Origin of the sequence: Mycobacterium sp. 94-17, from assembly GCF_035617725.1 — a bacterium.
Taxonomy (GTDB): Bacteria; Actinomycetota; Actinomycetes; order Mycobacteriales; family Mycobacteriaceae; genus Mycobacterium.
Genome location: NZ_JAPIYN010000006.1, coordinates 125,201 through 152,125 on the forward strand (window position 1 = coordinate 125,201; position 26,925 = coordinate 152,125).

Below are 26,925 nucleotides of genomic sequence, written 5' to 3' on the forward strand. Positions count from 1 at the left end.
CATACCGTCGAACGCATAGGCCAGGCGTGTCCCGGCGAACAATGACGTTCGTGGTAGTTGTAAGTGCCTGCGCTGCACGGCTTTAGCGTTTTTCTACCTGCCGTGACCGGGGTGGATGTCCAAAAGCCCACCGCTACTGACCAATTCAGAGGAGGGCCGATGCAACACGCAAAACAGCCTGTCGGCCAAGGCGGAAGGGACGAGACTTTGTCCCGCATCGGCCGCATGCGCGAGACGCTTCAGTACGACCTGCCGGCCTCGTTGGTGGTCTTTCTGGTGGCGCTTCCGCTGTCGCTGGGTATCGCGATCGCCTCGGATGCACCGGTTCTCGCGGGCCTGATCGCGGCGATCGTCGGGGGGGTGGTCGCGGGATGGATCGGCGGCTCGCCGCTGCAAGTGAGCGGGCCGGCCGCGGGGCTCACCGTCGTGGTCGCTGAACTGGTCGACCAGTTCGGCTGGGCGATAACATGTTTCGTCACCGTGATCGCGGGGATCCTGCAAGTCCTGTTGGGGCTCAGCCGGATCGCCCGGGCCGCGCTGGCGATCTCGCCCGTCGTGGTGCACGCCATGTTGGCCGGCATCGGGATCACCATCGCTCTGCAGCAGGTGCATGTCTTGCTGGGTGGCGCTTCGGAAAGCTCGGCGTGGAGCAATGTCACCGGCCTGCCCGCGCAGATCCTCGGCGCGCACCGCCCGGGACTTGCGTTGGGCCTGCTGGTGATCGCCATTCTGGTCGTGTGGCGCTGGGTTCCGGCCCGGGTGGCCAAGATTCCCGGCCCGCTCGTCGCGATCGTGGTGGTGACCGCCATCTCGGTGATCTTCCCGTTCAACGTGTCCCGCATCGTGCTGGAGGGTTCGGTGCTCGAGGCGCTGCACCTGCCGTCGTTGCCGCACGGGAACTGGGGAGCCGTTGTGATCGCCGTCATCACCGTCACCCTGATCACCAGCGTGCAGAGCCTGCTGACCGCGGTATCGATCGATCGGATGCACACCGGACCGCGAACCGACTTCAACCGCGAGCTGATCGGGCAGGGCGCGGCGAACATCGCCTCGGGCGCGGTCGGTGGGCTGCCCATCGCGGGCGTCATCGTGCGCAGCGCGGCCAACGTGAATGCCGGCGCTAAGACGCGGGCCTCGACGATCCTGCACGGTATTTGGGTGCTGCTCTTCGCCGTACCGTTCGCGGGACTCGTCGAGAAGATCCCCACGGCGGCGCTGGCCGGCCTGCTCATCGTCATCGGCATCGAGCTGTTGAAGCCGGCACACATCGAAACCGCTTTGCGCAACGGCGATCTCGCCGTCTACCTGGTGACCGTGGTCGGTGTCGTCTTCCTCAATCTGCTGCACGGCGTGATGATCGGACTCGCGTTGGCCGTCGCGGTGACCGGGTGGCGGGTGGTGCGGGCCAGGATCGAGGCCACGCCCGTGGGCGACGGATGGCACGTCGTCGTGGAGGGCGCCTGTACCTTCCTGGCGCTGCCGCGGCTGACCGGCGTGCTGGCATCGGTTCCCGAACGCACTTCGGTCACCATTCACCTGCTCACGAACTATCTCGATCATGCCGCCCACCAGGCGATCAGCGACTGGCAGCGGCGGCACTGCGCCACCGGGGGGCAGGTCCACATTCGTGACACCGTCGACACGAACTCCGACGCCCTGGCAAGCAGTGAGCTCACGGAACCCGTTGGCCGCATGCGCAAGTCGCCGAAGGCCCACCGTCGCAACGTTCACCTGAGCCTGGTCGAGGAGTTGTCGGCGTCGGGCGTTACGCCGACCGTCCGCTAGGTCAGGTCGGCGGCGACCTGCTCCAGGGCGGCGAGGTGTTCGTCGACATCGGCGAAGCCGGCCTTCATGGTGTTCACCGAAAGATGGGTGGCGCCTGCGTCTTTCCATGCGGCGATGGTGGCGGCGAGCTTGTCGCGGTCTTCGGTCCAGCTGACCCGGCCTTCCATCCCGAGGCTGCGCGGGTCGCGGCCCGCCGACTCGGCCGCGCGGTTCACCTGTTCGAGCGCGTAGTCGAGGCCGGGGCCGGGCTCGACCATCGGAAACCAGCCGTCGCCGAGTCGACCGGCACGTTCGTAGGCGCGATCGGAAGCCGCGCCGAACCACACCGGTATCGGCCGTTGGACGGGCAACGGGGCCAGGCCGGCGCCGGTGACCGTGTGGTACCTGCCGTGGTAGGTGACCGACCGTTGCGTCCACAGCCTGCGGATGACCTCGACCTGTTCCTCGGAGCGTTTGCCGCGGTTGGTGAACGACTCCCCGAGCGCCTCGAATTCGACGGCGTTCCAGCCCAACCCGATCCCGAGCCGGAAGCGGCCCGCGGTGAGCAGGTCGACCTCGGCGGCCTGCTTGGCCACCAACACCGATTGGCGTTGCGGCAAGATGATGACCCCGGTGACGAGTTCCAGTGAGGTGATCGCGGCCAGGTAGCCGAGCATGACGAACGGCTCGTGAAACGTCGAGTCGATGTCGTACGGGCCCGCGAACCCTTGATGAACCTTCGGGTCGGCGCCGACGACGTGGTCGTAGGTGAGGACGTGGGTGAACCCCAGTTCCTCGACGCGCGCGGCGTACGTGCGCAGCACGGCGGGGCTCGAACCGAGCTCGGTTTGTGGGAAGACGACTCCAATACGCATTCGCGGTGCAACCACGCCGCATCAGGTTTGCTTCCCGCGCAACGGGAGACGCCGCGCACCACCCGCCGGACCGGCATCGACCATGATGTACTCGTGACGGCGAAGAAGGTCAGTGGAGTCCTGCGGGTCGGCGAGATGGAGCCGACATTCGAACGCGAGTTGGCCGCGCGCTACGAGATTCCCACGCTTCCCGACGGGCCCGCGCGAACCGGGTTCCTGGCCGAGCACGGCGCCGGGGTGCGCGTGCTGGTGACCTCCGGCTCGCCCGGCGTCGATGCCGCCACCATGGCGGCGCTGCCCGGCCTGAGGGTCATCGTCAACAACGGGGCCGGGGTGGATCTGATCGACTTGGATTCGGCGAAGCGCCGCGGGATCGGCGTGAGCAACACACCCGACGTGCTGTCGGACACGGTAGCCGACACCGCGGTTGGCCTGATCTTGATGACGCTGCGGGGTTTCGCCGCCGCCGACCGCTACGTGCGTGCCGGCCGATGGGCCCGCGAAGGCCCGTTCCCGTATGCCAGAGACGTCAGCGGCCTGCGGGTCGGGATCTTGGGCCTGGGGCGGATCGGGTCGGCGATCGCGACCAGGCTCCTCGGATTCGACTGTGCCATCGCATATCACAACCGCCACCGCATCGACGGATCACCGTTCCGCTATGCCGAGTCGCCCGCGGAACTCGCCGAATCGGTCGACGTCCTGGTCATCGCCACCACGGGCGATCGCCACACGCACAAGCTCGTCGACCGCGCCGTGCTGCGGGCCCTGGGCCCCGAGGGCTACCTGATCAACATCGCGCGGGGCAGCGTCGTCGACCAGGACGCGCTGGTGGAACTGCTGGCCGGCAAGGAACTGGCGGGCGCGGGGCTGGACGTCTTCGCCGAGGAGCCGCGGGTACCGGCCGAATTGTCCGGCCTGGACAACGTGGTGCTGCTCCCGCACATCGGCAGCGCCACCGCGCGGACCCGGCGGGCCATGGCGCTGCTGGCGATCCGAAACCTCGACAGCTACCTCGAGACCGGCCGATTGGTCACACCCGTCTTGCCGCTGCGTCGGTAATTGACCGCAGCTCGCGGCCGTGAGCTGGTCATTCTCCGGCGGCGATGCACTGTGGCCGAAGCGATACCCGCGGGAGGTTATCACCCCCGCCGCATCTGGGTATCCGGCATTCATGAGTTCACTGTGGCCGGAATCCACCCCGCCGGTGCGTCTGACGCTCGCGGGCACCGCGCGCCCCAGCACGGCGGCGCAGTGGCGCCGTGCTCTGCAACGGTGGCTGCAACAGGAGGTGCCCGCGCCAGAAGAACTCCATGAGGACGTCGTCCTGGGCGTCAACGAGGCGCTGGCGAACTGTGTCGAGCACGCCTATCGCGCGCATCATCGGCCCGGCGTCATGAAGCTGCAGGCGAGCTACGACCCCGACTCCGCGTCCATCCGGATCTGCATCAGCGATCGCGGAAGCTGGCGCAAACCCGCCCTGCGACACTCCAACGATCCGCGTGCGTCGCGGGGCATCATGCTGATGCACCGGCTCGCCGATCACTGCACCATCCATGCCCGTCCCGACGGCACCAGCGTCTACCTGGATTACGTCACCGACGCGCAGCTCGTCGGCGACGCGCAGCGTTGAAGCCCCGCCGGGATCAGGCGCCCATCCTCGCCGACGGCGTGAACTCGACCGGCATCCGTTCCAGACCGCTGACAAAGTTCGCCGGGCGCAGCGGCAGCGGTTCCCCGGTGGCCAACCGCATATCCGGCAGGCGTTTCAGCAGCCGTTCGAGCATCATCGACAGCTCCAGGCGCGCCAGCTGATTGCCCAGGCAGAAGTGGGTTCCGAACCCGAACGCCAGATGGTTGTTGGGATAGCGGTCGATGCGGAAGTCGTCCGGATCGCCGAACACCGCCTCGTCGAAGTTCGCCGACTCGAACAGCAGAATGATCTTCTCGCCCTGGTTGAGCTGCGTGCCGTGAAACTCCAGGTCCGCGGTCATGGTGCGGGCCATGTTCTTGACCGGGGCGGTCCACCGCAGCATCTCCTCGATCGCGTTGGGTAGCAGCGCCACGTCGTCGACCAGCCGCCGATGCTGTTGCGGATGCCGCAGGATCTGCGCGGTACCGCCGGACAGCGTATGCCGGGTCGTCTCGTCGCCGCCGATGAGGAGCAGCAAGACCTCGGTGACGATCTCGTGGTCGGCCAGCTTGGCGCCGTCCACCTCCGCGTGCACCAGCACGCTGACCAGGTCATCGGTCGGCTCCGCCTGGCGGGCCGCGATCATGCGCGTCATGTATTCGGTGTAAGCGGCGAACGCGTCCACCGAGACCTGAAAATCCTCCTGCGCGGTGGTGCTGCTGAGCAAGGTGACCATGTCGTCGGACCAGCGCAGGAACATCTGGCGTTCCTCCGGCAGCACCCCGAGCATGTCGCCGATCACCGCCATGGGGAGTGGGGCGGCGAGGTCCCAGACGAAGTCGCACTCGCCCCGTTCGCAGACGTTGTCGATCAGCGCATCGCACAGCACGCCGATCGAGTGCTCCCGGTCCTTGACTCGCTTGCGGGTGAACCCCGCGTTGACCAGCTTGCGCCGCAGCAGGTGCGCGGGGTCATCCATCGCGATCATCATCGGCGGCGCGTCCTGGTCCGGCCGGATGCCCCCGGCGTTGGAGAACAACTCCGGAGCACGCTCGGCGTCGATCACCGCCTGATAGGTCGCCGCGGCCGCCAGCCCGTTGCGGTCCCGGAAGACCGGCTCGTTCTCGCGCATCCATCGATAGGCCGGCCGTGCGTCGCCCGCGTAGAAGGCGCCGTCGGTCAGGTCGATGTCGGGCCGCCGGCGGTTGCGCGTCTCGATAGTGGTTGGCACGGGCTCACCCACCTCCCCGCAGGTACGGATTTACCGTGGACCTTACAGTAGGAACGGTGGCATTCCCCGCGGATGGCTTCTGTTCACGCTCGCATCAAGCGATGCAACGCATCTCAGACGCCCGCGGCGAGTTCAAGATCCTTCAGGGCCGCCTCCAGGTGGCCGAGCATCCGCTGCAGGTGCGGGACGCTGCGACGGCAGCCGACCAGACCGAAGTCGAGGTTCTCCGCATTGTTGGTGACGGTGATGTTGACCGCCTGGCCGTCCAGCGGGATCGACAGCGGGTAGTTACCGTCCAATCGCGCTCCACGCCAATATAATTGGTCGGACTCGCCGGTCGAGACGTTGGAGATGACGATGTTGAACGGCGGTGCGCCCGCGGACAGGTAGCCGGGGATCAGGCCGAAGAACAAGCCCCCGATGTTGAAGGCGGACAGCGCCAACTGCTGCACCGCGGGCAGCTGCCAGAACACCTCTTTGGTGTCGCGGATGGACGCGCTGATCGTGTCGAGGCGCTCCGCCGGGTCGTCGAGGTCGGTCGCGAGGTTGCACAGGAAGGTCCCGACGTTGTTCCCGGCGCTGTCGTCGCCGTCCTTGCGCAGATTGACCGGGACCATGGCGGTCAGCGGCTCGTCCGGGAGGGCGTTCTGGTCCAGGAGATAGGCGCGCAGGGCGCCGGCGGACATCGCGAGGACGATGTCGTTGACCGTCGCGCCGGTGGCCGACTTGACCGCCTTGATGCGCTCCAGCGAGTAGGACTGGGCCGCGACGCGCCGGGCACCGCCGATCCGCACGTTGAACATGGAGCGCGGCGCTCGGAACGGCAGGGTCAGTTGTTGCTCGAGCAGCGCCGCGCGGGCGAGCTTGAGCGTCGACGGCGCCAGGGCGAGCGCCGATCCCGCGGTACGCCCGAGGCGGTCCAGGAGGGACGCCTGTTGCCGCCGCCCGCCGCGCTTGCGCGGGGCCAGGCTCCACGGAACCCGCACCTCGTCGTCGTGTGGATCCGATGTGAAGGCGCGCTGCACCAGGCGAAGCGCCGAGACGCCGTCCATCAGCGAGTGGTGGTACTTCGTGTAGACCGCGTACCGCCCGTCTTTGAGGCCCTCGACGAGGTGCGCCTCCCACAGTGGGCGGTGCCGGTCGAGCAGGCTGCCGTGCAGCCGGGATGTCAGTTCGAGCAGGTCACGCACTCGTCCGGGTTCGGGAAGCGCCGACCGGCGAAGGTGGTAGTCGAGCTCGACGTCCTTGTCGATGGACCACGCCACATTGCTGAGGCCGCCCACGAAGGCCGGATGCTTTCGGAAGGACGGCTGGATGTCGGTGCACTCGAGCATCGCCTGATACGAGTCGCGCACGAAATGCGGACCGGCGTCCTCCGGCGGTTCGAAGAGCTGCAGCGAGCCTACGTGCATCGGATGTTCGCGGGACTCGCCGATGAGGAACAACGCGTCGGTCGGTGATATCGGTTCCATGGTCGCTCCCCGTCCCTTTGGCTGTGCCGGCCGTCAGCGCAGGCCCCTTCGTATTAGCCGCGGCGAGCGATTGCTAACCGCGAACGGGCGTTCGGGCGCGCTTGCGTGCGCGGTCGTTTGGGCACTGCCGCTCGAGGGGGTGCAGATGCCGGCGGACGCGGGTTGTCCCAAGCGGATGGAATTCGGGCCCTGCGGCGGCGTGCGCCCGGACGGGCAGTGCGAGATGCGCCCGGGTCCGTGCGCGTTCGGCGACGTGGTGCCGTGGTCGGGTCCGCGCCTCGCGGCCCGGCCCGCGAGTGGGCGGCCGCTAGCTGACATCCTCGGCGAGCGCACGGGCCTCCCGCTCGGTTTCCACCGCGGGCCCGGAGCCCGGCAACGGCTTGCCCGCGACTTCCGGGGTGAACAGCAGCGTGATGGCTCCCACCACGCCGCCGAAGATCAGCATGTAGGCAGGCACCATCACGTTGCCGGTGCCCGACACCAGCGTCTGGGCGATCAGCGGCGTGATACCGCCGACGAGAGAGATCGAGATGTTGTACGAGATCGCCAGCGCCCCGTAGCGCACGTTGGTGGGGAACAGGGCGGGCAACATCGCCGGCCCGGTGCTGTCGAAGCACAGCTCCATCAGGCCGATCAGCAGCACGCCGAGAAAGATGATCGGGTACACGCCACCGAAGCGGATCAGCAGGAAGGCCGGGATGGAGGCTCCGATCAGCAGTGCGCAGCCCGTCCACATGATGGGCTTGACGCCGATGCGGTCGGACAGGGCGGCGACGAGCACCACGGTGGCCATCAGGATCGCCAGCGTCGACACGATCATGACCAGTCCCGCGGTGTGCCCGACGCGCACGAAGAGCCGGAGGTACGTCGGCAGGTATCCGGTCAGCATGAAGTCGGCGACCTGTGAGGTCAGCACCAGCGCCGCGCAGATCAGCATCGGGCGCCACTGGGCCGCGACCGTGCGCAGCACTTGGCGCCGGCCCCGCTTACCCGGCGCGGGCGCCGTGTCGCTCGCGCTCTGGTAGGCGGAGGACTCCTTGAGCCGAAGCCGCAGGAACAGGGCGACCAGGCCGAACGGCAGGCCCAGCAGCAGCGGAATCCGCCACCCGTACGACAGCATGTCGTCGTCGGGCAGCCAGGTCTGCAACCCCGTCACCAGCAGCCCGGCCAGGACGAACCCCACCAGGTTGCCCATCGGCAAGAACCCCACCATCATGCCGCGTTTGTGGTCGGGGGCCTGCTCGACGAGATAGGTCATCGCGCCGACGTACTCGCCACCGGTCGACAGTCCCTGAAAGATCCGCGCGACGACGAGCAGGATGGGTGCCCAGATGCCGATGGTGCTGTAAGTGGGCAGCAGGCCGGTCATGGTGGTGCTCACCGTCATCATCAGGATGGTCACCACCAGTACCCGGTGACGTCCGATCCGGTCGCCCAGCGGGCCGAAAATGAAGCCGCCGAGCGGGCGCACCACGAACGCCGCCGCGAGCGTGCCGAAGGTCGCGATGAGGTGGACGCCGCTGACGCTCTTGCCGGGGTAGAACACCTGCGCGATGGTGGTGGCGATGTAGCCGTAGACCCCGAAGTCGTACCACTCCATGAAGTTGCCGATCGCGGTGCCCATGATGGTCTGGCGCATCGCCGGATCGGCGACCCTGATGTCCTTACGTGCCCATTTCCTCCGGCGGCGTCGAGTACCCATCGAATGATGGCTTACCCGAAACAATCCCGGGACGAACAGGCGGGGTGGGCCAATCGCGCCCCTTCCCCGGGCGCCGCCGGGCGCCTCGCCGGGCGCGGGCGCGCCTGACCGCGTCCGGAAATGCCAGCTAGGCGCCCGTCACTGTGCCGCGGGCGCCGACATCGCGCCGCCGCCGGAGGCCGAGATCGTTATTCGTGTCACGTCCGCCCGGCCGCGACGCGGCTCATTGGCCTTTCAGGCTCCCAATACGCAGCGAGAAGTCGGCGGGCGCGGGCCGCGACGGACCCTCGAACTGCTCGACGTAGCCACGGGGGTCACGGTCCTTGATGGGCAGCCCCTCGGTGGTGGGGTGCTCGGCCATGAACTCGCTGTATTGACTCCCCAGCGCCTCGCGAAGCCCGATGGGGGCGTTGCGGCGAAAGTCCGACAGCCCCTCGCGCTCCTCCTCGCCCATGTGGTCATCGTTGGCCACCCGGGCACGCCCGACCGCGGCCCACCACTGCTCACTGCCGACCGACGCGGCGTTGGCGTCGCGCACGCCGTCGCGGATGTCGTTGTGATCGCCGATCGCGTCCAGGGTCTCGCCCTCGGCGTCGTCGCCGCCGCGTTTGAGCAGTTGCGGGTAGAAGATCTTCTCCTCGATATAGGCGTGCACGTCCAGCTTGTCCGCGAGCGGGCGCCACACTCGCTCGAGCGCGGCCGGGTCGTCGGGACGCTGCGCCTGCAGCTCATCCAGCCGGGCAAATTGCTGACGGAACCACTCGTGGTCGGCGAGGATCAACATGGTGATGTCTGCCATCGGCGAGTCCCGCCTCTCTGAACGCCGGTCAGCCGGGGCGTACCCGCTATACGAGCTGAGGTAACAACCGGGCGCGGGATCCGTCAACCGCGTGTGCCGCCCGCGCCGTCGCGTGTTCGTCGGGTTGCGCTGCGACGCAACACCAATTTGACGCGGAGGTAAGCGACCGCCGGCCCCGAACGGGAACTCGAGGGCGGGCCGAGATTGTCCCGGCGGATACACTGGGCCGTCAGTCAGGCGATTCGATCGCACCCGCTAGTCCAATAAGAATCAGTCAGAGGTTGTGCCTTGTCCGAAATACCCGGCGACGCCGCCAGCTTGGAACCGCATTTCGAGGACGTACAAGCGCACTACGACCTGTCCGACGAGTTCTTCGCGCTCTTCCTGGACCCGACCAGGACCTACAGCTGCGCGTATTTCGAGCGCGACGACATGACGCTGGAAGAGGCGCAGTTCGCCAAGGTCGACCTCTCGTTGGGCAAGCTCGGCCTGCAGCCGGGCATGACGTTGCTCGACATCGGGTGCGGGTGGGGCACCACCATCGTGCGCGGCCTGGAGAAGTACGACGTCAACGTCGTAGGCCTGACGCTCAGCCGCAATCAGCAGGCACACGTGCAGCGCCGCCTGGACAGCCATCCTTCGCAGCGGTCCAAGCGGGCGCTGTTGCGCGGGTGGGAGCAGTTCGACGAGAAGGTCGACCGGATCGTGTCGATCGGTGCCTTCGAGCACTTCGGCCGGGACCGCTACGACGAGTTCTTCAAGAAGGCCTACGCGGCGCTGCCGGCTGACGGTGTCATGATGCTGCACACCATCATCAAGCCCAGCGACGAGGAGTTCGCCGAGCGGGGCCTGCCCATCACCATGACCAAACTGCGCTTCATGAAGTTCATCATGGACGAGATCTTCCCGGGCGGAGACCTGCCGCAGGCCAAGGGCGTCGTGGAGCACGCCGAGCGCGCCGGCTTCGGCGTGAAGCTGATCCAGCCGCTGCGCCTGCACTACGCGCGCACCCTCGACACGTGGTCGGCCGCGCTCGAGGCACGCCGGGACGAGGCCATCGCGATTCAGTCCGAAGAGGTCTACGACCGGTACATGAAGTACCTGACCGGATGTGCCGACCTGTTCCGTGAGGGCTACACCGACGTCGCACAGTTCACCCTGACCAAGGGCTGACGCGCGAGCTCACGCGCCGGCCGGGCCGCGGTTTACCGGTCCGATTCCGCGGGTAATTGCACGGCAACAACCTGATTCGGTGGGTGCCGGTGTCCTTCGGCGCAGCGCCGCTGGAAGGACCGACCGTGAGCGCCAGACACCGCATGCCGCAGTCACCGGAACACAGCCCGACGTCGGCGCCTCCCCGTCGTCGGCGCGCGGTGTCCGGCGCCGCCGCGGTGTGCGACATCACTTCCGCCTCGCTGTTGTGCGCCGCCTGCCTGACGGTGCTGGTGCTCAATGGTGCCCAGCCCGGGAAGCGTGCCGTTGCCGCCGATCTCGAGCCGCCGGCCGGCTCGCAGCCGGTGAGTCAGGAAGGGACCGTGGTGGCCGCGTCGGCGGACTCGATGACCATGCGCGGCGCCGACGGGCATGTCCAGACCTACCGATTCACCCCGGACACCACCGTCGTCACGCGCGGCGCCAGCCAGCCCGTCACCGCCGCAACGCATTTCGCGGTCGACGACAAGGTCGTGGTGGTGGGCACGATCGTGGGCGGTACGGCGCTGGCGACCGCAGTGGCCTACCGTGGCACCGGCCACGGCGAGGCTCCCTCGCTGGATTACCTTGACGGGCAGGCGGTTCCGTCTGGCCCGGCCTGAGGTTCACCGCTCGCCCCGGCGCACAATCCGGGCCTAGTCTGGTAGCGATCCGGATACAGTAGGCGCCATGAGCGAGCACGAAGCGAAGATGATCATTCTGTCGACCGACGACCTGGACGAGTCGATCTGGTTCTACAGCGAAACCCTGGGCATGCCGCTGAAGTTCCGGGACGGTGCGCACTTCGCGGCCCTGGACGCCGGGCCGGTGACGCTGGCACTGGCCACAGCGGTCGACCATCCCATCCCCGGGCAGGTCGTGGTCGGCATCAAGACCGCGGACGTCGACGCCTCGGCCAAGGCGGTCGAGGCCGGCGGCGGCGGCATCGTGAAGGGCCCCTATGACGATGCCCATGAACGACGTGCCGTGGTCTACGACAACAAGGGCAACGGCCTGGTGTTCTACAAGCCATTGGCCCGCTAGCGTTCGCATCGAGAGTGCCGGTGCGCGTTCACTTTCCGGTGCGCTCGCGGTGTTTGCAGCCCGGCCAGCAGCACGGGCGGCGCTGGCCCTCTTCCAGCTCCTCCTGGGTGCGGCGGATGCGGCGCTGTCGGGTCGCCTGCTGCTTGGCATCCTCGACCCAGCAGATGAACTCGTTGCGGGCCAGCGGGGTGATGTCTTTCCAGGCGGCGAGTGCGGTGGCGTTGCCGATCAGCGACTCGCGCAGATCCGCAGGCAACTTGTGCACCACGCCGCCGGGCACGCGGGGGGCGATCACCGGCCCACCAGATGCGCACTGTCGTCGTGCAATTCGTCGCGGCGCAGCGCAACCGGGGTGAGGGCCGGGACATCGCCGCCGGCGATCACCGCGCGGGTGATCGGGGTGAGCGCACCGAACAGCGCCTCCACCTCGTCGTCGCTGAGCGCGTCGAGCGCGGACAGGGCCATCGTGTCGGTCGTCAATTCGATGTGTTCCTTCAGCTTTCGCCCGGCCGCGGTCAGCGATCCATCGCCGTCGAGCAACCCGCGCTCGGCAAGCCGTTGTTGGTGCTGACGCCAGGATGTCTCGTCGTAGTCGCGGGCGCGGGCGAGGTAGTCGCGCGAGACGTTGCCCGCCGCGGCGTGTAGCAGGTTGGACTCCCGGCCCGAGATACCGGCCGCGGCCAGCACCGCCACATGCGCGTCGCCACGGTGTTCGCGCAACAGCGTGGTGGCATGCCACAGGGCGGCCACCGGATCGTCCGGCCAGGGCAGCGCCAGGTTCGCGGCGAACAGCGGACGTGCGTCCAGCGGCGCGCCGCGCGCCGCACGGCCCGCCAGTTCGGCCGCGACGCGGACGTTTTCGTCCGAGCCGAGGCCGTAGCGGCGCAGGGCCGCCACCGCGGACTCCTGGCGGGCCTGCAACGCGGCCGCCGGATCCGCGATCTCCCACGCCGCCGGCAGCGCCTTGGCGACCCGCTCGGCTGCGAAATTGTAGAAGACCGCGGTGACCACCTCGCGGGGCACCGCGCCCAGCGGCGCCGAGCGGCCCGCGAAGTAACCCATCCAGAAACCCCGGTAACCCAGCGCGTCCAACGCCGCCCGCGCCTCCGGCGCGAAATACGTCACCGTATGCACCGGCTCGTAGCGATCGAAGAAACGTCGGGCCAGCACCGGTTGTCGTCGCATGCTCGCAGTTAACCACCGGCGCCGGACCCGACCAAGCACGGCCTCGGCCTAGGCTCGAGTGGTGACCATCCCGTACGACCAGCCGCTGCGTGAGCGGGTCGAAAAAAATCTCGGCGGCCACCACCGCCGCGCGGTAACCGATCCGACGAAGCGGCACGCGGCCGTCGCGGTGGTACTGGTGGATTCGGAGGTGGGGGAGGACCGGGTCGATCCCGTGTCGGTGGACGAGTGGAACGCCGGGCGCCCGATGCCCGCCGCGCATCTGGACGGCCGCATGGTCGACGTCTCCGGCGGGGCGGCATTTTTGTTGTGCCGCAGGGCATCTCGTCTCACGTCACATGCGGCGCAGTGGGCGCTACCGGGTGGCCGCCTCGACCCGGGCGAGGCGCCGGTCGACGCGGCGCTGCGGGAGCTGCGGGAGGAGGTGGGCGTCGAGCTGTCCGATTCGGCCGTGCTGGGGTTGCTCGACGACTACCCCACCCGATCCGGTTACGTGATCACCCCGGTGGTGCTGTGGGGAGGCGGACGGCTCGAGCTGCGCCCCGCCCCCGACGAGGTGGTGGCGGTCTACCGGGTGGGACTGCACCAACTCCAGCGCGACGACTCGCCGCGGTTCATCACCATCCCTCAAAGCCCGCGGCCGGTCGTGCAGATCCCGCTGGGCAACGACCTCATCCACGCGCCTACCGGCGCTGTGCTGCTGCAGTTGCGTTGGCTGGGCCTGGAAGGGCGGGCCGACCCGGTGGATGAGTTGGAACAACCGGTCTTCGCCTGGAAGTAGCCATCGCCCAACGCCTCCCGCGTGGCGGCCGGCGTCAGCGAGGGTGCGGCGCGCCGAACAGCAGGGCCGCCAATTCGATCAGCGATGTGCCCGAGACGTCCCAGGTGCCCGCGGGCGGGGGATCCGGCGGCCGGGCCGGCCCGTATTCTTCTGGCCTGGCGACGAAACCGGTGGCCAGGCCGCTGCTCTGGGCCGCCTCGAGGTCGGAGGGGTGTGCCGCCACCAGCATCACTTCACCGGGCGTCAGACCCAGCAGATGAGCGGGAGTTTGGTACGCACGCGGGTCGGGCTTGAAGGCCTTGCTGACATCGGATCCGAGCACCACGTCCCACGGCAGGCCGGCGTACTTCGCCATGTCGACCAGCAGTCCGGTGTTGCCGTTGGACAGCGGCCCGACGATGACGTGCCGCTTCATCGCCTCGATGCCCTCGACGCTGTCCGGCCATGGTGGCAGCCGGCGCCATGACCGGGCCAGGTCGTCCACGTCCACGCCGGGCAGCGCCTCGGCGGCGACGCCGACTTTCTCGAACGATGCGAGCAGGTTCTCTCGGTGCAAGACGTCGAGCGGCGCGAATTCCCGACGGCCCGCGAGGACTTCGGCCATCGACGGCACATAGCGGCTCCGCCATTCCAGCGCGAACGCGGCTGGGTCGAGGCTGAGGTGGTGGCGGTGCGCGAAATGCCCTACCGAGGCTGCGATCCCCGAACGCCAGTCGACGACCGTTCCGAAGGTGTCGAACAGCACGGCGCGCACGACCCGGCCGGTCGAGGGCGAGCGGTATTCGGTCATATCGCTCAGGCTAGCGCCCGCGCCCGGCGGTGCCCGGCGTACGCTATTGTTAGCAATGCGAACGAAATCTCTGAACTTTTGATGGGAGGCCGCTGTGGCCCGAAGTTCCGGCGACACCTGGGACATCGTGACGAGTGTCGGTTTCACCGCGCTGGCCGTTTGCGCGGCGCGTGCCCTCGACGCCGCTCTGCGGCCGCCGCTGGCGAACGACGCGTTCGCCGCGCGCTTCGTTGCCGCCGCCGGTGAGCCGAATCTTATTGCGGCAGTGGAGAACGCGGACATGAGTAGCGCCGCGGCGTTCAACGCGCAGTGGGTGGGCGTGCGGACGCGGTTCTTCGATGAGTTCTTCGCCGATGCCAGTCGATCCGGAGTACGCCAGGCGGTGATCCTGGCGGCGGGACTGGATTCTCGCGCGTACCGGCTCCAATGGCCGGCCGACCATGTGCTTTTCGAAGTCGACCAACCGAGAGTGCTCGAATTCAAGCAGCAGGTCCTGGACCGGCAGGGTGCTGCACCGTCGACCCGGCGTGTCACCGTCGCCACCGACTTACGCGACGACTGGGCGGGCGAACTGGGTACGGCGGGGTTCGACCCCGGCCGGCCGACGGCGTGGGCGCTCGAGGGCTTGCTGCCGTATCTGCCCGGGGCAGCGCAGGATGCGCTGTTCGACACGCTGCACGACCTGTCGGCGCTCGGCAGCCGGCTGGCCGCCGAGCTCGGACCGGCGCCCGGTGAAGTGCAGGAATTCGCCGACAACGTCCCCACCATCAGCCAGGACACCGGCCAGCCACCGGTCGCCGACCTGTGGTACGACGATCCGCGCTCGGACGCCAAAGCCACTCTGGCTCAGCGTGGTTGGCGCGTCACCGGGGTCGACCTGGTCGACAAGGCGGCCATCGAGTATGGCCGGCCCTTCCAGGAGCTGCCCGTCGTATTCGACCGCTTGCTGCGCACCAAATTCTTCACCGCCGTGCGTGAACGCTGACCGAAGAACGGTGCCTGCGGCTGTCATGTGAACCGACGAGACCACGCCCGTCGGCACCGAGCGGAAACGGTCTTTCCGAGGACCAATTCACCGGCGGGTAGTGGCCCGGCGCCTCGTCCGCCCGGACCGCGTTGCGCCGGCCGACATGCGCTGTTCGATGATGGGCAGCACCCGATTGGCCCATCGAATGTTCTCCTCCTCGAACGCGATTCCGCGCATCAGCGTCAGGTAGGGACCGATCCGTTCGGCCCGGGCGAAGTGCTGCTGCTCGTCTCGCCCGTCGAGAATGCGCGCCCGCAGTCGTTCGTACCGCTGCAGTTTGGCGGTGGACCACTGCAAGCGCTCGAGGAGAAATTCGTGGACGGCATGCATGTCGCCGGCGTCGCAGGCCTGGAGCTTGACCATCAGTTCGTCGCGGATCACCGAGGGCCTGGGGGCCTTCGCGGTGAACTGCCGGATCGCGTCACGGCCGGCCCGGGTCAGCGAGAACATGCGCTTGTTGGGCCGGCGTTCCTGCTCGACGACCCGGGCCTGGATGAGGCCTTGCGCGGCGAGCCGGTCGAGTTCGCGATACAGCTGCTGCGGGGTGGCCGGCCAGAAGTTGGCGACCGAGGCGTCGAAGTCTTTGGCCAGGTCGTATCCCGACGACTCGCCCTCGAGGAGGGCGGCCAACACCGCGTCACGCAGCGACATCGGTCGATGTTACAACGATTCGATTATTCAACAAAGTGACTAATCACACGCTGGACATCGGGCGGCGGGCACCCTAGCGTCGAACCCACCTATTCAACTAGTTGACTATGTGAGGCCGCCGATGCACCCGTTCCGCAAAGCCGTCGAAGAGCGCGACCAGCAGAGCATCGAGGCGATGCTGGCCGACACCGTCGTCTTCACCAGCCCGGTGGCGTTCAAGTCCTATGTCGGCAAGCCGATCACCGCCGCCCTGCTGCGAGGCGTGTTGCGAGTCTTCGAAGACTTCCGCTACATCCGCGAGATCCACGACGCCGGCGGTCGGGACCACGCCTTGGTGTTCGAGACCGGGATAGTCGGGCGGCCCGGGGTGAAGGTCACCGGCTGCGACTTCCTGCACTTCGACGACGACGGCCTCATCGACGACTTCATGGTGATGGTGCGGCCCCTGTCGGGCGCGACGGCGTTGTCCGACGCGATGGGCGCCCAGTTCGATCGCATCCAGCAGGAGGCGCTGGAATTGGCCAATCAATCCGGCACCGCGTAGAAGTAAAGACCATGCGGATTGGACTGGGCATCAACTATGCGGGCGGCTTCAAGGACGTGGCCGCCGAAGTGACCGACCTGGAGCGCGCCGGATTGGACATCGTCTTTGTCCCCGAGGCGTATTCGTTCGACGCGGTGAGTGCGCTGGGCTACCTGGCCGCGTGCACCGAACGGGTCGGGCTGGCGTCGGGCATCCTGCAGCTCTACACCCGGACCCCCACGCTGACCGCGATGACCGCGGCCGGCCTGGACTACGTCTCCGACGGCCGGTTCACCCTCGGGCTGGGCGCCTCCGGCCCACAGGTCATCGAGGGTTTCCACGGCGTTCCCTACGACGCGCCGATCGGGCGAACGCGCGAAGTGATCGACATCTGCCGCCAGGTGTGGCGGCGCGAGACCGTGCGGCACACGGGCAAGCACTACACGATCCCGCTGCCCGCCGATCGGGGAACCGGGCTCGGCAAGCCGCTCAAGCTGATCAATCAGCCTGTCCGCGAACGCATTCCGGTTCTGGTGGCCGCGCTGGGGCCCAAGAACGTCGAACTGGCGGCCGAGATCGCCGAAGGCTGGCAGCCGATCTTCTACCTGCCCGAGAAGGCGCGGGACGTGTGGGGAGACGCGCTGGCCGCCGGCCGGGCCAAACGCGACCCCGTCCTGGGTGAGCTCGAAATCTATGCCGGACCGGTGCTCGCCATCGGCGAAAATGTCGAGCCGCTAAGGGAATTCGTCAAGCCGCACCTGGCGCTCTACATCGGCGGAATGGGCGCCAAGGGCAAGAATTTCTACCACGCCCTGGCCACCAAATACGGCTACGGTCCCCAGGCGGACCGGATTCAGGAGCTCTACCTGGCCGGTGACAAAGACGGCGCCGCCAAGGTGGTCCCCGACGATCTGGTACGCGACGTCAACCTGATCGGCACAGCCGGATTCGTGAAGGAGCGCGTCGCGGCGTTTCGTGAGGCTGGGGTGACCACCCTCAACGTGGCCCCCATCGCCGCCACCACCGCCGAGCGGATCAAGCTGATCGAGACGCTGCGCGAACTGGTGTGATCGCCGGCCCGCCAGGCCGCATCAGTCCCGCCGGTGGATGTCCCGGCGCAGCCGCACCGCTCTGGCGATCGCCGCCGCCGCGGCCAGCATCGCCATGACGCACAGGATCACCGCGGAGGCCGCCGAGCCCACGGTGGCCAGAACCAGCGGTAGCGCGAAGCCGACGTACATGACGACATACAGCAGCCCGGTCAGGGCGCCGCGCAGGTGCGGAGGCGCGGCGGCCTCCAGATCGATCAATCCCTCGCGCAGACACAGCCCCGACGCGCAGCCGAGGACCAGCAACACCGGTAACCCGGACGCGGGGGTCAGGGTGGGCGGCGCCATCGCCGCTGCCGCGTAGCCGACCGCGGCCAGCACCGCACCCGCGGTACCCGCCTGCGGCCCCCACCGCAGGATGCGCGCCAGCACCTGCACGACGCCGCTGACCCCGTTGACGATCAGGGTGGCGGTGCCCGCCGCCATCGGGGCAGCGAGCGCGGTGTGCAACCGGGTGGGGATGGTGACGAATCCCAGTGTCGCCGAGGCGTATACCCACGGCGCCAGCGGCATGGCCCAACTCAAGGCCCTGCTGTATCCCCGCGGTGCCGGCGCGGTGGGTGCCGCCTGACCCGAGGCGCAGTCCGTCACCGCGCCGGCGCCTCGGGCCGTCGCGGCGACGGCGCACGCCCCCAGTACGACGAGGGCGGCGGCGACGCCGAACGACACCTGGACCCCGGATTGTCCGGCCCACACGATGAACCCCGCGGCGAACGGCCCGAGTGCGAAACCGGCCGTCAGCACCGCTCCGGCGGTCGCGGCGCCGGCCGGACCCCGCAGGTCCGACGCCCACGCGGTGCACGAGCTGATGGCGAGGCCCACACCGGTCCCTACGATCAGCCGGCCCAGCAGCAGCGGGCCGGCGTGCTGCGACAGCAGCATCACCGCCGTCCCCGCCACAACGGCGGCCGAGCCCGCCAGAGCCACCGACCGGCGCCCGAGCGCGTCCGACGCGCGCCCGCCGGCGAGCAGCCCGGGCAGCAGCCCCAGCGCGTAGATGCCGAAGATGCCGTCGATCGTGGCCGTGCTGAGGTGCTCACGGGCACTGATCACCGGCATCAACCCGACGAAGTGATTGGCTACCCAACCGGTCGCCAGCAGCAGGGCCAGCACACTGGCGAACAGGGCCCGGGTCCCCGCCGGCCGAGGGCCCCGGGCCGTCCCTTCTCGGTCGGTCCGCAGATGCGACGAGGTCACGAAGCTTCTACCCTCCTTGAGGCTCGACATGCGTGGGCGGCCGACCGCCGATGGTAGAACGCGATGCCACCCGCACCGTTATTCCCGCTGTGTGCGATCGCACCCGCCGCGGCGTCGCCGATCTCCCTGACGATGGGATGCCGCCTGCAAACACGGCGGCACCCGGTTCGCGGCGGCCTTCGTGGTTTGAAATCAGGCGGTTTGGTGTACTGATACCACTACCCGCACCCAGGAAGGCAAATGATGAAGTACATTGCGGCAGCCGCGATCGCGATCTCCGTCTTGCTGTCCAGCGCGTGTTCGGCCTCCGAGGTCATCAACACCGGCGGCGACACGAAGTGCAAAGATTTCACCACGCAGGACGAGAAGAAGCAGAACGACGAAGTCAGCAAGATGCTCAAGGACAAGAGCGGATCCGACCCGACCAATGTGGAGATCTCCGCGACACGGCTCTCGGTGGCGACGTACTGTCAGACGCTCGGCAAGCCCGACACCAAAATCTCCGAGGCGCCGCACGGCTGACGGCCGGATAGCCCGTTCCGGTTTCGGGGCCGGCATTCGAATCACGCTCACCTGAAACCTTTCAGCCGCGTCGGCAGCTTCCTTAGGCTGCGCGGGTGACGTCGACCAGTCCCGCGCCGGCACGTGTGTCACTTCGCGGCGTCAACCGCACCTTCGGAACGCACACCGTGCTGCGCGACGTCGACATCGAGATCGAACCCGGCGAGGTCGTCGCCTTGCTGGGGGCGTCGGGCAGCGGCAAGTCGACCCTGCTGCGGCTGATCGCCGGACTGGACGGTCCCACCGCCGGGCGCATCGAGATCGACGGCAAGGCCGTCCGGGGCATCGACTCGCGCTGCGCCGTGGTATTCCAGGAGCCCCGCCTGCTGCCCTGGCGGTCCGTGCGGGCCAACGTCGGATTCGGCCTACCGGCGGGCACTACCCGCTCGAAAGGTGCTGCGGCCGTCCAGCATTGGCTGGATGTCGTCGGGTTGACCCAATTTCGCGACCACCACCCGCGGCAGGTGTCCGGCGGCATGGCGCAACGCGCGGGTCTGGCTCGGGCTTTGGCCCGGCGGCCCGGCGTCCTGTTGCTCGATGAGCCGCTGGCCGCCCTTGACGCGCTGACCCGGCTGCGCATGCAGGACCTCCTCGACACCGTGCAAAAGCAGGCAGGCACCACCACCGTGCTGGTCACGCACGACGTGGACGAGGCGGTGATTCTGGCCGACCGGGTGCTGGTCCTGCGCTCCTGCCCCAGCGGCGGTGCCCGCGTCGCAGCGGAATTCGGCGTCGCGATCGCCAAACCCCGCGACCGCGCGGATCCGCGTTTCACGGCGCTGCGCGACCGACTGTTGGACGAACTCGGCGTGCCGCGCCGCGCCGTTGACGGCGCGCGGTCCGCCGTCGGGGAGGAGAAGGCATCGTGAAAGGTCCCTCGCTGGCCGCTATTTCGCTGATCGTCGGCGTCGTCGCGGTGTCCGGTTGCGGTTCCGATTCCGCCACGTCGGCCTCCAAGGACGTGCACCTGGATTACGCCTACTACAGCCCGCTCAGTCTGGTGGTGCGCGGTCAGCACCTGCTGGAAAAGCGGGGCTACCACGTGACCTGGGTGCTGTCGGCCGGGAGCAACAAGGCCAACGAAGGACTGCGGTCGAAGGCGCTCGACGTCGGATCGACCGCCGGCTCGGCCGCATTGGTCGCCCGGGCCAACGGGTCACCGATCAAGGCCGTCGACATCTATGCCGGGGGCGAGTGGACGGCACTGCTCGTCACCAAGAACTCGCCGATCAACACCGTCGCCGACCTCAAGGGCAAGAAGGTCGCCGTCACCAAGGGTACCGACCCGTATTATTTCCTGCTGCAATCGCTTGCCACAGCGGGCCTTTCGCCGAACGACATCGAGATCGTCAATTTGCAGCACGCCGACGGCAAAACCGCGCTCGAGCGCGGCAACGTCGACGCCTGGTCCGGGTTGGACCCGTTCATCGCGGAGACCATCCAGCAGCAAGGGTCCCGCTTCATCTACCGCAATCCCAGCTTCAACACCTCCGGGTTTTTGAACGCCCGGGAGGATTTCATCGCCAACCACCCGCAGTCTCTGCAGGCGGTGGTCGACAGCTATGAGGAGGCCCGCAAGTGGGCGAAGGCGCATCCGGGCGAGTTGGCGGCGCTGCTCGCCTCGCAGGCGAACATCCCGCTGAGCGTGGCGCAGGAGGAGTTGACCCGAACCCTGGTGGACATCGACCCGGTGCCGGGCGATCCGCAGCGCGCGGTGCTGACCCGGGTGGAGCCGCTCGCACTGGCCGACTCGGACATCAAATCCGACGAAGCCGGACGCGACGCGCTGAACACACTGATCGAGCCGAAGTACACCCGGCAGGCGCACTGACGCCGAAGGCACGCTCGGCGCTGGTCGGGCTGATCGTCCCGGCGCTGCTGCTGGTGATCTGGCAGCTGGCCACCGCGGTGACCGGATTCTTCGCTCCCAGTCAGCTGCCGCCTCCCGGCGACGTGGTGTCGGCCCTGGGCGGGCTGCTGCGGCACGGCGATCTGTGGACGCATCTGTCGGCCAGCGGTTCGCGGGTGCTGGCCGGCTACCTGGCGGGCGCCGCCGTCGCGCTCACGCTGGGTTCACTGGTCGGGCTGTCCGTCACCGCACGCAGGCTGCTAGCCCCGACGCTCGCGGCGTTGCGCACCGTTCCGTCCCTGGCGTGGGTACCGTTGCTGCTCTTGTGGTTTGGCATCGACGAGACACCGAAGGTCCTCATGGTGGCCATCGGGGCGTTCTTCCCGGTCTATACGACGACGGCCTCGGCGCTCGCCCATGTCGACCCGCACCTGCTGGAGGTGGGACGGGCCTACGGGCGGCACGGCGCTTCGCTGCTGACGACGGTGATGCTGCCCGCCGCGGCTCCGGAGGTGGTGAACGGACTGCGGCTCGGCCTGGCGAACGCCTGGCTGTTCGTGGTGGCCGCCGAGCTGATCGCCTCCTCGAGGGGGCTCGGGTTCCTTCTTCTCGACAGCCAGAACACCGGCCGCACCGACGTGATGCTGTTGGCCATCGTGCTGCTGGCCTGCTTGGGCAAGCTCACCGACGGCGCCCTGGCCGCCGTGGAGACCCGGATCGCGCGGCGGCGCGGCTAGTCCGGGCCAGCAGACCGGCCGCGGTGAGCAACTGCCAGGCGATGATCGAGTACACGCTTCCGCGTTCCCACACGCCGTCGGGCAGTAGCAACGTCCTGGACGTCTTCGAGTTGACCACCAGCATCGTCATGCATGACAGGCCGAGGGCGGCAAGGGTTTTCGACACGGCGCGATACCGGCGCCGGCCGGCGAGCGCCCCGATGGCATCGGGCCCGGCCGCGATGGCGGCGTTGCCCCCGGCGATCGCCAGCGCGGCGCCGCCGACGTGCGCCGTGCCGCTGTGCGCCGTCGCGATCACGACGTTGCCAACCGCGTTCGCGGCGACGGTGCCCAAAAACACACGGGCCCTGCGGTTGTCGGGCACACCCACGATCAGCGCGGCTCCGAGCAGGAACAAGATGCCCTGCAGACAGAACGCCGCATGCATCACATGGGCCCGGGGCGAGTGGACCGGCCGGCCGTCGACGAGCTTGCCGCCGGTCAGACCGAGATCACTGATGTAGTTGCGCGCATAGCTATAGGCGGGCGCGAAGCCCGCCGCGGCGACCGCCTCGAGGAGCAGGTAACCGATGGCCGCCACCACCCAGAGGACTGCTCCTCGCCTACTGGCCAAGTCGGGCCGATCCTTTCCGGCGGGGTGCAACGCGGACCGCCGTTGGTCCGTCTTTGCCGCCATGCTTCCACACGGGCCCGCTCACCCCGCACAATAACGCGATGTATGCCGTGCGGGAGATGTCAGAAGCCGCGGCACGCGCCGCCCGTCGATGCCTGGCGGCCGCCGCGTTGCTGGTGGCGCTGGTGGGATGTCGCGGGCCGGGAAGCGGAGCGGTGTCGGGCGGCGAGTTCGCGGGTCCGATCGACATCGGAGGCGCCCGGCACCTGTATCTGCAATGCCGTGGAAAAGGCACGCCCACCGTCATTTTGGAGTCCGGCTATCACAACTCGTCAGATCCGTGGAGTCAGTCCGACGCCGCCGCGCCTGCGACGGGCCCGGCGGTGCTGCCGTCCCTCGCCGCAGACCACCGGGTCTGCGCCTACGACCGGCCCGGCACCCTGCGCTTTCCCGATCCACCCAGCATCACCGACCGCAGCTCGCCGGTTGCGATGCCGCGAACCGCGCACGACGTCGTCGAGGATCTGCATGCGCTGCTGGCCGCCGCCCGTCTCCCGGGCCCGTACGTCCTCGTCGGGCACTCGCTGGGCGGGCTGTTCATCCGGCTGTATGCCCAGACCTATCCCGACCAGGTGCGGGCGCTGGTGTACGTCGATGCCTTTCCGGTCGAAATACCGGGCCTGATGGGATCGGACTGGCCGGCCTATCGCCGGGCGCTGGACCGGCCGCTGCCTCAGTTCGCGGATTCGCCGTCGTTCGAGGAGGTCGACATCGACAAGAGCGTCGCCCAGGTCGGTGCGGCCCCTCCTGTGCCGCCCGTCCCCTCCGTCGTGCTGACCAGGACCGAACCCTTCGCGGTCCCCGGCACCGTCTCCCCCGAACAGAGCGCGAAGCTTGAGCAGGTGTGGCGGGAGGCCTCGGCGGATCTGGTTGCGCTGCAGCCGCAGACGCCGCACATGATCGCCACCGGCAGCGACCACTTCCTGCAGATCCACCAGCCCGACCTGGTGGTGGCCGGTGTGCGTCTGGCGATACAGCGGTCGGACCGCTGACCGGGTTCGGCGATATCAGAAGAATGTCCCGGCGTGCGGCGCCGAGGGCACCGCGAACAGTTCATCGGCCACGTCCAGCGCCACCGGATCGTCCGCCCGGGCCAGGCCGGCCGCGGCGAGGCTGCGCCAGCTCGTGCCGCCGAGCAGCGCGGCACCCAGTCCCGCGATCCCGACGCGGATGTCGGCGCGCCGCGTTGCCGGTTCGGCTCCGTCGCCGGTGATCGTGAAGTTCGCCGAATTAGCTGGCAGCAGTGGGTCATTCACCGCGATGGTGACGGCTCCGTCGCCCGCGTAGGATCGCGCCGCCAGTGCCCGCCGTGCATCGATGACGCGCAGCCACGTTTCGTCGTGGACGGCGGTGACCTTCGCCGCCCGGCGATCGACGAACAACCAGGGCAGCGGGTCGTCGCTGGGCAGCATCCAAAACACCACCCGGTGAACAAGATCCAGGCCCAGCAGGAAACGTAGCAACCCCAGATAGGCGTCCGCGGTGGGCGCGAAGAAATCCTCGACCATGACGGTGCGCTGGTCGCTGCCGAACCAGTTTCCGGTGTCGACGGGCCGGTAGCGGGCGAATCCCGACTCGACCCCCGGTTCGCCGTGCACCGCGACATACCAAGGCCCGGGCGATGATTCGGCTCGGAGACGCACTCCCTCCCACCAGACCACGGGGCGGTCGATGGTCCCGGGCCGGGACGGACGATGGGAAGTGTAGACGCGGGGCAGAACCTCCCAGACGTCGGCGGCGCCGAGCAACCGCACCGGACCGCCCGGACCGACCTCGGGGCGAAACGCCGCCCGTGCGCTCGTAATCTCCACGCTCTGAGCGCAACTCGCCACGCCGTACCCGTACCGCTCATAGATGGTGGCCTCCGATGCCCGCAACGACGCGACCACCTCGTTGCGCGCCGCGATGTCGTGGAGCTGGTGGCGGATCAATTCGGTGGCGACACCCCGCCGGGTGAACGACGGCAGCACTCCGATGCGGGTCACGGCGGCGTGGCTGACGGTCGCACCGCCGGGCAGGGTCAGGTTGCTCGTCACCGCGTCGGCGGTGCCGACGAGTTGTCCGTCGACGAAGGCGCCGACGGTGCGGCCGGGCTCGAACAGCGTGCCGATCCGGCCGGGCGGCAGGTTCGGCATGGGCGGGAGGCCCACCATCGCGGTGCGAAACAACTGCGCCGCGGCGGCGAGGTCGGCCTCGGCGTCGAGAGTCCGGATCTCGGTGATCATCCGGCCATCATGTCGTGCCCGCCGCCCGGGGTCACCCCCGCCGCGCGCTAACGGATGGGCAGGCCGGTCACCGCCCGCGAGATCACCAGGCGCTGAATCTCGCTGGTGCCCTCGAAGATGGTGAAGATCTTCGCGTCGCGGTGCATCCGCTCGACCGGGTAATCGCGGGTGTATCCGTTGCCGCCCAGGATCTGTATCGCCTCGTCGGTGACGTAGACCGCGGTCTCACTCGCCACCAGCTTGGCCATCGACCCCTCCGCCGCGTCGAAGGATTGGTTGTTGCGCGCCATCCATCCGGCTCGCCACACCAGCAGGCGGGCCGCGTCGATCCGGCATTTCATGTCCGCCAGCTTGAACGCCACCGCCTGGAATTCGCCGATCTTGCGGCCGAATTGCTCACGCTGGCTTGCATAGTCGAGGGCGTACTCGTAGGCGGCTCGGGCCACGCCGACCGCCATGGCGCCGACCGTGGGCCGGGTGCGCTCGAACGTCTTCATGGCGGCCTGCCCGCGCGCCGAGGCGCCGGACTTGACGCGGGCGATCCGCGCTTCGAATTTCTCCCGGCCACCGAGGATGCAGTCCTCGGGCAGGCGGACGTCGTCGAGCACCACCTCGGCGGTGTGCGAGGCACGGATCCCGTGCTTCTTGAATTTCTGGCCCTGCGCCAGCCCCTTCACGTCGGCCGGGACGACGAAGGTCGCCTGGCCGCGGGTGCCGAGTTCGGGGTAGACCGATGCCACCACGATGTGCACGTTGGCGATGCCGCCGTTGGTGGCCCAGGTCTTGGTGCCGTTGAGCACCCATTCGCTGGTCGCCTCGTCGAAGCGGGCCCGGGTGCGGATGGCGCCGACGTCGGAGCCCGCGTCGGGCTCTGACGAGCAGAACGCGCCGAGTTTGGGATCGTCTGCGGTGCCGAACATCTCGGGCAGCCAGCGACCCAGTTGCTCCGGGGTGCCGTTGCCGGCCAGCGCCGCCGCGGCGAGCCCGGTGCCCATGATGGACAGGGCGATTCCCGCGTCGCCCCAGAACAATTCCTCGAACACCGTCAGCATGCCCAGGCCGGTGGGCTCGGCCGCCTGCTGGGCGAACAGGTCGGGGGAGTACAGGCCCACCTTCGCGGCCTCCTGGATCACCGGCCACGGCGTCGCTTCTCGTTCGTCCCATTCCGCGGCGGCGGGGCGGACGACGTCGGCCGCGAACTTGTGCACCCAGTCGCGTACTTCGATCACGTCGTCGGACAGTTGCAGTGAAAACGTCACGGGTTTGCTCCTGAATCATTGTTGTTCAACGGTTTTCGTGGATTTGCATAATGGTCGAGGACACTCACCGTCTGGTTGACCCAGGCCTCGAAGTAGCGCTCTTCGTCGGTGTTGCCGGGCAGGCGACCGGTCAGCGCCTGCAGGGTCGCGGCGTAGGACAGCGATCCGATCGCCACGGCAGCGGCCGCTTCGGGATCGGGAATGCTGGTGCGGCCGGACCGATTCGAGGCCGCGAGTTCGTCGGCGAAGCGTTGGTAGGCGTTGTCGGTGATCACCTGCCAGGTCTTGTCGTCGAGATCCCCGAGCTCGTCGGGCTCGCGCAGCATGACCTTGAGCAGATCCTCGCTCTGTTGGAGGTTGCCCCAGATCAGCCGGCCCGCGGTGCGCACCGCCCGCTCGACGCTGCCCGGTTGTCCCGCGTCGTATTCCTCCCGCGCGGCCACGATGCTGTCGATCCGGTGCGCAACAGCCGCCTCGAGAAGCTCGCGCTTGGAGCCGAAGTGCTTGTAGAGCGCGCCCGAGCCCGGCGCCAGGCCCGACTCCCGCTGGATGTCGGCCACCGACGTCGCCGCGTAGCCCTTGGCAGCGAACAGCCGCAGCGCTGTGGACAGCAGCCGGTCGCGTCCCCGACCAGGTCCAGTCAGCATGGT

General features: G+C 68.5%; 29 protein-coding genes and 1 pseudogene. 16 read left to right on the top strand and 14 right to left on the bottom strand.

All coding sequences use genetic code 11. The features are described from left to right. Nucleotides 1-225 precede the first annotated feature (225 nt). Nucleotides 226-1,785 (top strand): SulP family inorganic anion transporter, encoded by a 1,560-nt coding sequence (locus OQ789_RS09620; protein WP_324685265.1) that lies wholly within the window; start codon nucleotides 226-228, stop codon nucleotides 1,783-1,785. Here OQ789_RS09620 and OQ789_RS09625 read toward each other — a convergent pair. Then, complete coding sequence (locus OQ789_RS09625) at nucleotides 1,782-2,639, bottom strand: LLM class F420-dependent oxidoreductase (RefSeq protein WP_324685266.1); 858 nt, start codon at nucleotides 2,637-2,639, stop codon at nucleotides 1,782-1,784. The genes OQ789_RS09620 and OQ789_RS09625 overlap by 4 nt on opposite strands. Before the next feature lie 135 nt (nucleotides 2,640-2,774). Between OQ789_RS09625 and OQ789_RS09630 the strand changes: the two genes are divergently transcribed. Together OQ789_RS09630 and OQ789_RS09635 are read left to right on the top strand one after the other, a co-directional pair. Further along, the gene (locus OQ789_RS09630) at nucleotides 2,775-3,698 is read left to right on the top strand and encodes a 2-hydroxyacid dehydrogenase (RefSeq protein ID WP_420716079.1); all 924 of its coding nucleotides are present in this window, start codon (nucleotides 2,775-2,777) and stop codon (nucleotides 3,696-3,698) included. 145 nt (nucleotides 3,699-3,843) lie between these two features. Next, the gene (locus OQ789_RS09635; RefSeq protein WP_324685442.1) at nucleotides 3,844-4,269 is read left to right on the top strand and encodes an ATP-binding protein; all 426 of its coding nucleotides are present in this window, start codon (nucleotides 3,844-3,846) and stop codon (nucleotides 4,267-4,269) included. 13 nt (nucleotides 4,270-4,282) lie between these two features. Here OQ789_RS09635 and OQ789_RS09640 read toward each other — a convergent pair whose 3' ends face one another. Both OQ789_RS09640 and OQ789_RS09645 read right to left on the bottom strand, forming a co-directional pair. Beyond that, on the bottom strand, nucleotides 4,283-5,500 hold the full coding sequence (locus OQ789_RS09640) for a cytochrome P450 (protein ID WP_324685269.1): 1,218 nt from the start codon (nucleotides 5,498-5,500) through the stop codon (nucleotides 4,283-4,285). A gap of 113 nt (nucleotides 5,501-5,613) precedes the next feature. Beyond that, nucleotides 5,614-6,972: a wax ester/triacylglycerol synthase family O-acyltransferase gene (locus OQ789_RS09645; RefSeq protein ID WP_324685271.1), complete on the bottom strand. Its 1,359-nt coding sequence runs from the start codon at nucleotides 6,970-6,972 to the stop codon at nucleotides 5,614-5,616. Between the two features lie 145 nt (nucleotides 6,973-7,117). On the opposite strand from OQ789_RS09645, the pseudogene OQ789_RS09650 reads away from it, so the two are divergent. Then, nucleotides 7,118-7,270 (top strand): annotated as a pseudogene (locus tag OQ789_RS09650) (methylenetetrahydrofolate reductase C-terminal domain-containing protein); the annotation flags it as partial. A 9-nt stretch (nucleotides 7,271-7,279) separates the two neighbouring features. Here the strand turns inward: OQ789_RS09650 and OQ789_RS09655 are convergent. Together OQ789_RS09655 and OQ789_RS09660 are read right to left on the bottom strand one after the other, a co-directional pair. Continuing rightward, complete coding sequence (locus tag OQ789_RS09655) at nucleotides 7,280-8,611, bottom strand: MFS transporter (protein WP_324685444.1); 1,332 nt, start codon at nucleotides 8,609-8,611, stop codon at nucleotides 7,280-7,282. Nucleotides 8,612-8,897: 286 nt separating this feature from the next. Then, the gene (locus OQ789_RS09660) at nucleotides 8,898-9,473 is read right to left on the bottom strand and encodes a hemerythrin domain-containing protein (RefSeq protein ID WP_324685272.1); all 576 of its coding nucleotides are present in this window, start codon (nucleotides 9,471-9,473) and stop codon (nucleotides 8,898-8,900) included. A 288-nt stretch (nucleotides 9,474-9,761) separates the two neighbouring features. Between OQ789_RS09660 and OQ789_RS09665 the strand changes: the two genes are divergently transcribed. From OQ789_RS09665 to OQ789_RS09675, 3 genes are all read left to right on the top strand, one after another. Continuing rightward, complete coding sequence (locus tag OQ789_RS09665; protein ID WP_324685274.1) at nucleotides 9,762-10,646, top strand: cyclopropane mycolic acid synthase family methyltransferase; 885 nt, start codon at nucleotides 9,762-9,764, stop codon at nucleotides 10,644-10,646. A gap of 125 nt (nucleotides 10,647-10,771) precedes the next feature. Further along, nucleotides 10,772-11,287 carry a hypothetical protein gene (locus OQ789_RS09670; RefSeq protein WP_324685276.1) on the top strand — a complete coding sequence of 172 codons (516 nt, stop codon included), beginning with the start codon at nucleotides 10,772-10,774 and terminating at the stop codon, nucleotides 11,285-11,287. 67 nt (nucleotides 11,288-11,354) lie between these two features. Then, nucleotides 11,355-11,708, top strand: coding sequence for a VOC family protein (locus OQ789_RS09675; RefSeq protein WP_324685277.1), 354 nt, complete (start codon nucleotides 11,355-11,357; stop codon nucleotides 11,706-11,708). A gap of 28 nt (nucleotides 11,709-11,736) precedes the next feature. On the opposite strand, the gene OQ789_RS09680 is transcribed toward OQ789_RS09675, so the two are convergent. Both OQ789_RS09680 and OQ789_RS09685 read right to left on the bottom strand, forming a co-directional pair. Next, entirely contained in the window at nucleotides 11,737-12,003 is a 267-nt protein-coding gene (locus OQ789_RS09680; protein WP_324685278.1) for a YdeI/OmpD-associated family protein, read from the bottom strand. After that, nucleotides 12,000-12,893, bottom strand: a complete 894-nt coding sequence (locus OQ789_RS09685; RefSeq protein ID WP_324685279.1) for an SCO6745 family protein — start codon at nucleotides 12,891-12,893, stop codon at nucleotides 12,000-12,002. The genes OQ789_RS09680 and OQ789_RS09685 overlap by 4 nt, the downstream gene beginning before the upstream one ends. A 61-nt stretch (nucleotides 12,894-12,954) precedes the next feature. On the opposite strand from OQ789_RS09685, the gene OQ789_RS09690 reads away from it, so the two are divergent. Then, on the top strand, nucleotides 12,955-13,674 hold the full coding sequence (locus OQ789_RS09690; protein WP_324685280.1) for a CoA pyrophosphatase: 720 nt from the start codon (nucleotides 12,955-12,957) through the stop codon (nucleotides 13,672-13,674). A gap of 34 nt (nucleotides 13,675-13,708) precedes the next feature. On the opposite strand, the gene OQ789_RS09695 is transcribed toward OQ789_RS09690, so the two are convergent. Then, nucleotides 13,709-14,464 carry a haloacid dehalogenase type II gene (locus tag OQ789_RS09695; RefSeq protein ID WP_324685282.1) on the bottom strand — a complete coding sequence of 252 codons (756 nt, stop codon included), beginning with the start codon at nucleotides 14,462-14,464 and terminating at the stop codon, nucleotides 13,709-13,711. Between the two features lie 94 nt (nucleotides 14,465-14,558). Here OQ789_RS09695 and OQ789_RS09700 point away from each other — a divergent pair, with 94 nt between their 5' ends. Then, complete coding sequence (locus OQ789_RS09700; RefSeq protein ID WP_324685284.1) at nucleotides 14,559-15,449, top strand: SAM-dependent methyltransferase; 891 nt, start codon at nucleotides 14,559-14,561, stop codon at nucleotides 15,447-15,449. 87 nt (nucleotides 15,450-15,536) lie between these two features. Here OQ789_RS09700 and OQ789_RS09705 read toward each other — a convergent pair whose 3' ends face one another. Further along, nucleotides 15,537-16,142 carry a PadR family transcriptional regulator gene (locus tag OQ789_RS09705; protein ID WP_324685286.1) on the bottom strand — a complete coding sequence of 202 codons (606 nt, stop codon included), beginning with the start codon at nucleotides 16,140-16,142 and terminating at the stop codon, nucleotides 15,537-15,539. 121 nt (nucleotides 16,143-16,263) lie between these two features. On the opposite strand from OQ789_RS09705, the gene OQ789_RS09710 reads away from it, so the two are divergent. Next, entirely contained in the window at nucleotides 16,264-16,686 is a 423-nt protein-coding gene (locus OQ789_RS09710) for a nuclear transport factor 2 family protein (protein ID WP_324685288.1), read from the top strand. Nucleotides 16,687-16,697: 11 nt separating this feature from the next. After that, nucleotides 16,698-17,735, top strand: a complete 1,038-nt coding sequence (locus OQ789_RS09715; protein WP_324685289.1) for an LLM class F420-dependent oxidoreductase — start codon at nucleotides 16,698-16,700, stop codon at nucleotides 17,733-17,735. Between the two features lie 21 nt (nucleotides 17,736-17,756). On the opposite strand, the gene OQ789_RS09720 is transcribed toward OQ789_RS09715, so the two are convergent. After that, nucleotides 17,757-18,971, bottom strand: a complete 1,215-nt coding sequence (locus OQ789_RS09720; RefSeq protein ID WP_324685290.1) for an MFS transporter — start codon at nucleotides 18,969-18,971, stop codon at nucleotides 17,757-17,759. A 240-nt stretch (nucleotides 18,972-19,211) separates the two neighbouring features. Here OQ789_RS09720 and OQ789_RS09725 point away from each other — a divergent pair, with 240 nt between their 5' ends. From OQ789_RS09725 to OQ789_RS09740, 4 genes are all read left to right on the top strand, one after another. Beyond that, entirely contained in the window at nucleotides 19,212-19,493 is a 282-nt protein-coding gene (locus OQ789_RS09725) for a hypothetical protein (protein ID WP_324685292.1), read from the top strand. 125 nt (nucleotides 19,494-19,618) lie between these two features. Next, complete coding sequence (locus OQ789_RS09730; RefSeq protein WP_324685446.1) at nucleotides 19,619-20,401, top strand: ABC transporter ATP-binding protein; 783 nt, start codon at nucleotides 19,619-19,621, stop codon at nucleotides 20,399-20,401. Further along, complete coding sequence (locus OQ789_RS09735; RefSeq protein ID WP_324685293.1) at nucleotides 20,398-21,363, top strand: aliphatic sulfonate ABC transporter substrate-binding protein; 966 nt, start codon at nucleotides 20,398-20,400, stop codon at nucleotides 21,361-21,363. Before OQ789_RS09730 ends, OQ789_RS09735 begins: the two co-directional genes overlap by 4 nt. Nucleotides 21,364-21,416: 53 nt before the next feature. After that, nucleotides 21,417-22,118, top strand: coding sequence for an ABC transporter permease (locus OQ789_RS09740; protein ID WP_324685294.1), 702 nt, complete (start codon nucleotides 21,417-21,419; stop codon nucleotides 22,116-22,118). Here the strand turns inward: OQ789_RS09740 and OQ789_RS09745 are convergent. After that, nucleotides 22,063-22,731, bottom strand: a complete 669-nt coding sequence (locus OQ789_RS09745; protein ID WP_324685296.1) for a DUF998 domain-containing protein — start codon at nucleotides 22,729-22,731, stop codon at nucleotides 22,063-22,065. The two genes, OQ789_RS09740 and OQ789_RS09745, sit on opposite strands and share 56 nt — an antisense overlap. Before the next feature lie 101 nt (nucleotides 22,732-22,832). Between OQ789_RS09745 and OQ789_RS09750 the strand changes: the two genes are divergently transcribed. Continuing rightward, nucleotides 22,833-23,783 carry an alpha/beta hydrolase gene (locus tag OQ789_RS09750; RefSeq protein WP_324685298.1) on the top strand — a complete coding sequence of 317 codons (951 nt, stop codon included), beginning with the start codon at nucleotides 22,833-22,835 and terminating at the stop codon, nucleotides 23,781-23,783. A 15-nt stretch (nucleotides 23,784-23,798) separates the two neighbouring features. Here the strand turns inward: OQ789_RS09750 and OQ789_RS09755 are convergent, their stop codons facing one another. Genes OQ789_RS09755 through OQ789_RS09765 form a run of 3 tightly spaced genes read right to left on the bottom strand, consistent with a single transcriptional unit; the run spans nucleotide 23,799 to nucleotide 26,922 of the window. Continuing rightward, nucleotides 23,799-25,016 carry a GNAT family N-acetyltransferase gene (locus OQ789_RS09755; RefSeq protein WP_324685300.1) on the bottom strand — a complete coding sequence of 406 codons (1,218 nt, stop codon included), beginning with the start codon at nucleotides 25,014-25,016 and terminating at the stop codon, nucleotides 23,799-23,801. Between the two features lie 47 nt (nucleotides 25,017-25,063). After that, the gene (locus tag OQ789_RS09760; protein WP_324685302.1) at nucleotides 25,064-26,275 is read right to left on the bottom strand and encodes an acyl-CoA dehydrogenase family protein; all 1,212 of its coding nucleotides are present in this window, start codon (nucleotides 26,273-26,275) and stop codon (nucleotides 25,064-25,066) included. Then, on the bottom strand, nucleotides 26,272-26,922 hold the full coding sequence (locus tag OQ789_RS09765) for a TetR/AcrR family transcriptional regulator (RefSeq protein ID WP_324685304.1): 651 nt from the start codon (nucleotides 26,920-26,922) through the stop codon (nucleotides 26,272-26,274). The genes OQ789_RS09760 and OQ789_RS09765 overlap by 4 nt, the downstream gene beginning before the upstream one ends. Nucleotides 26,923-26,925 lie beyond the last annotated feature (3 nt).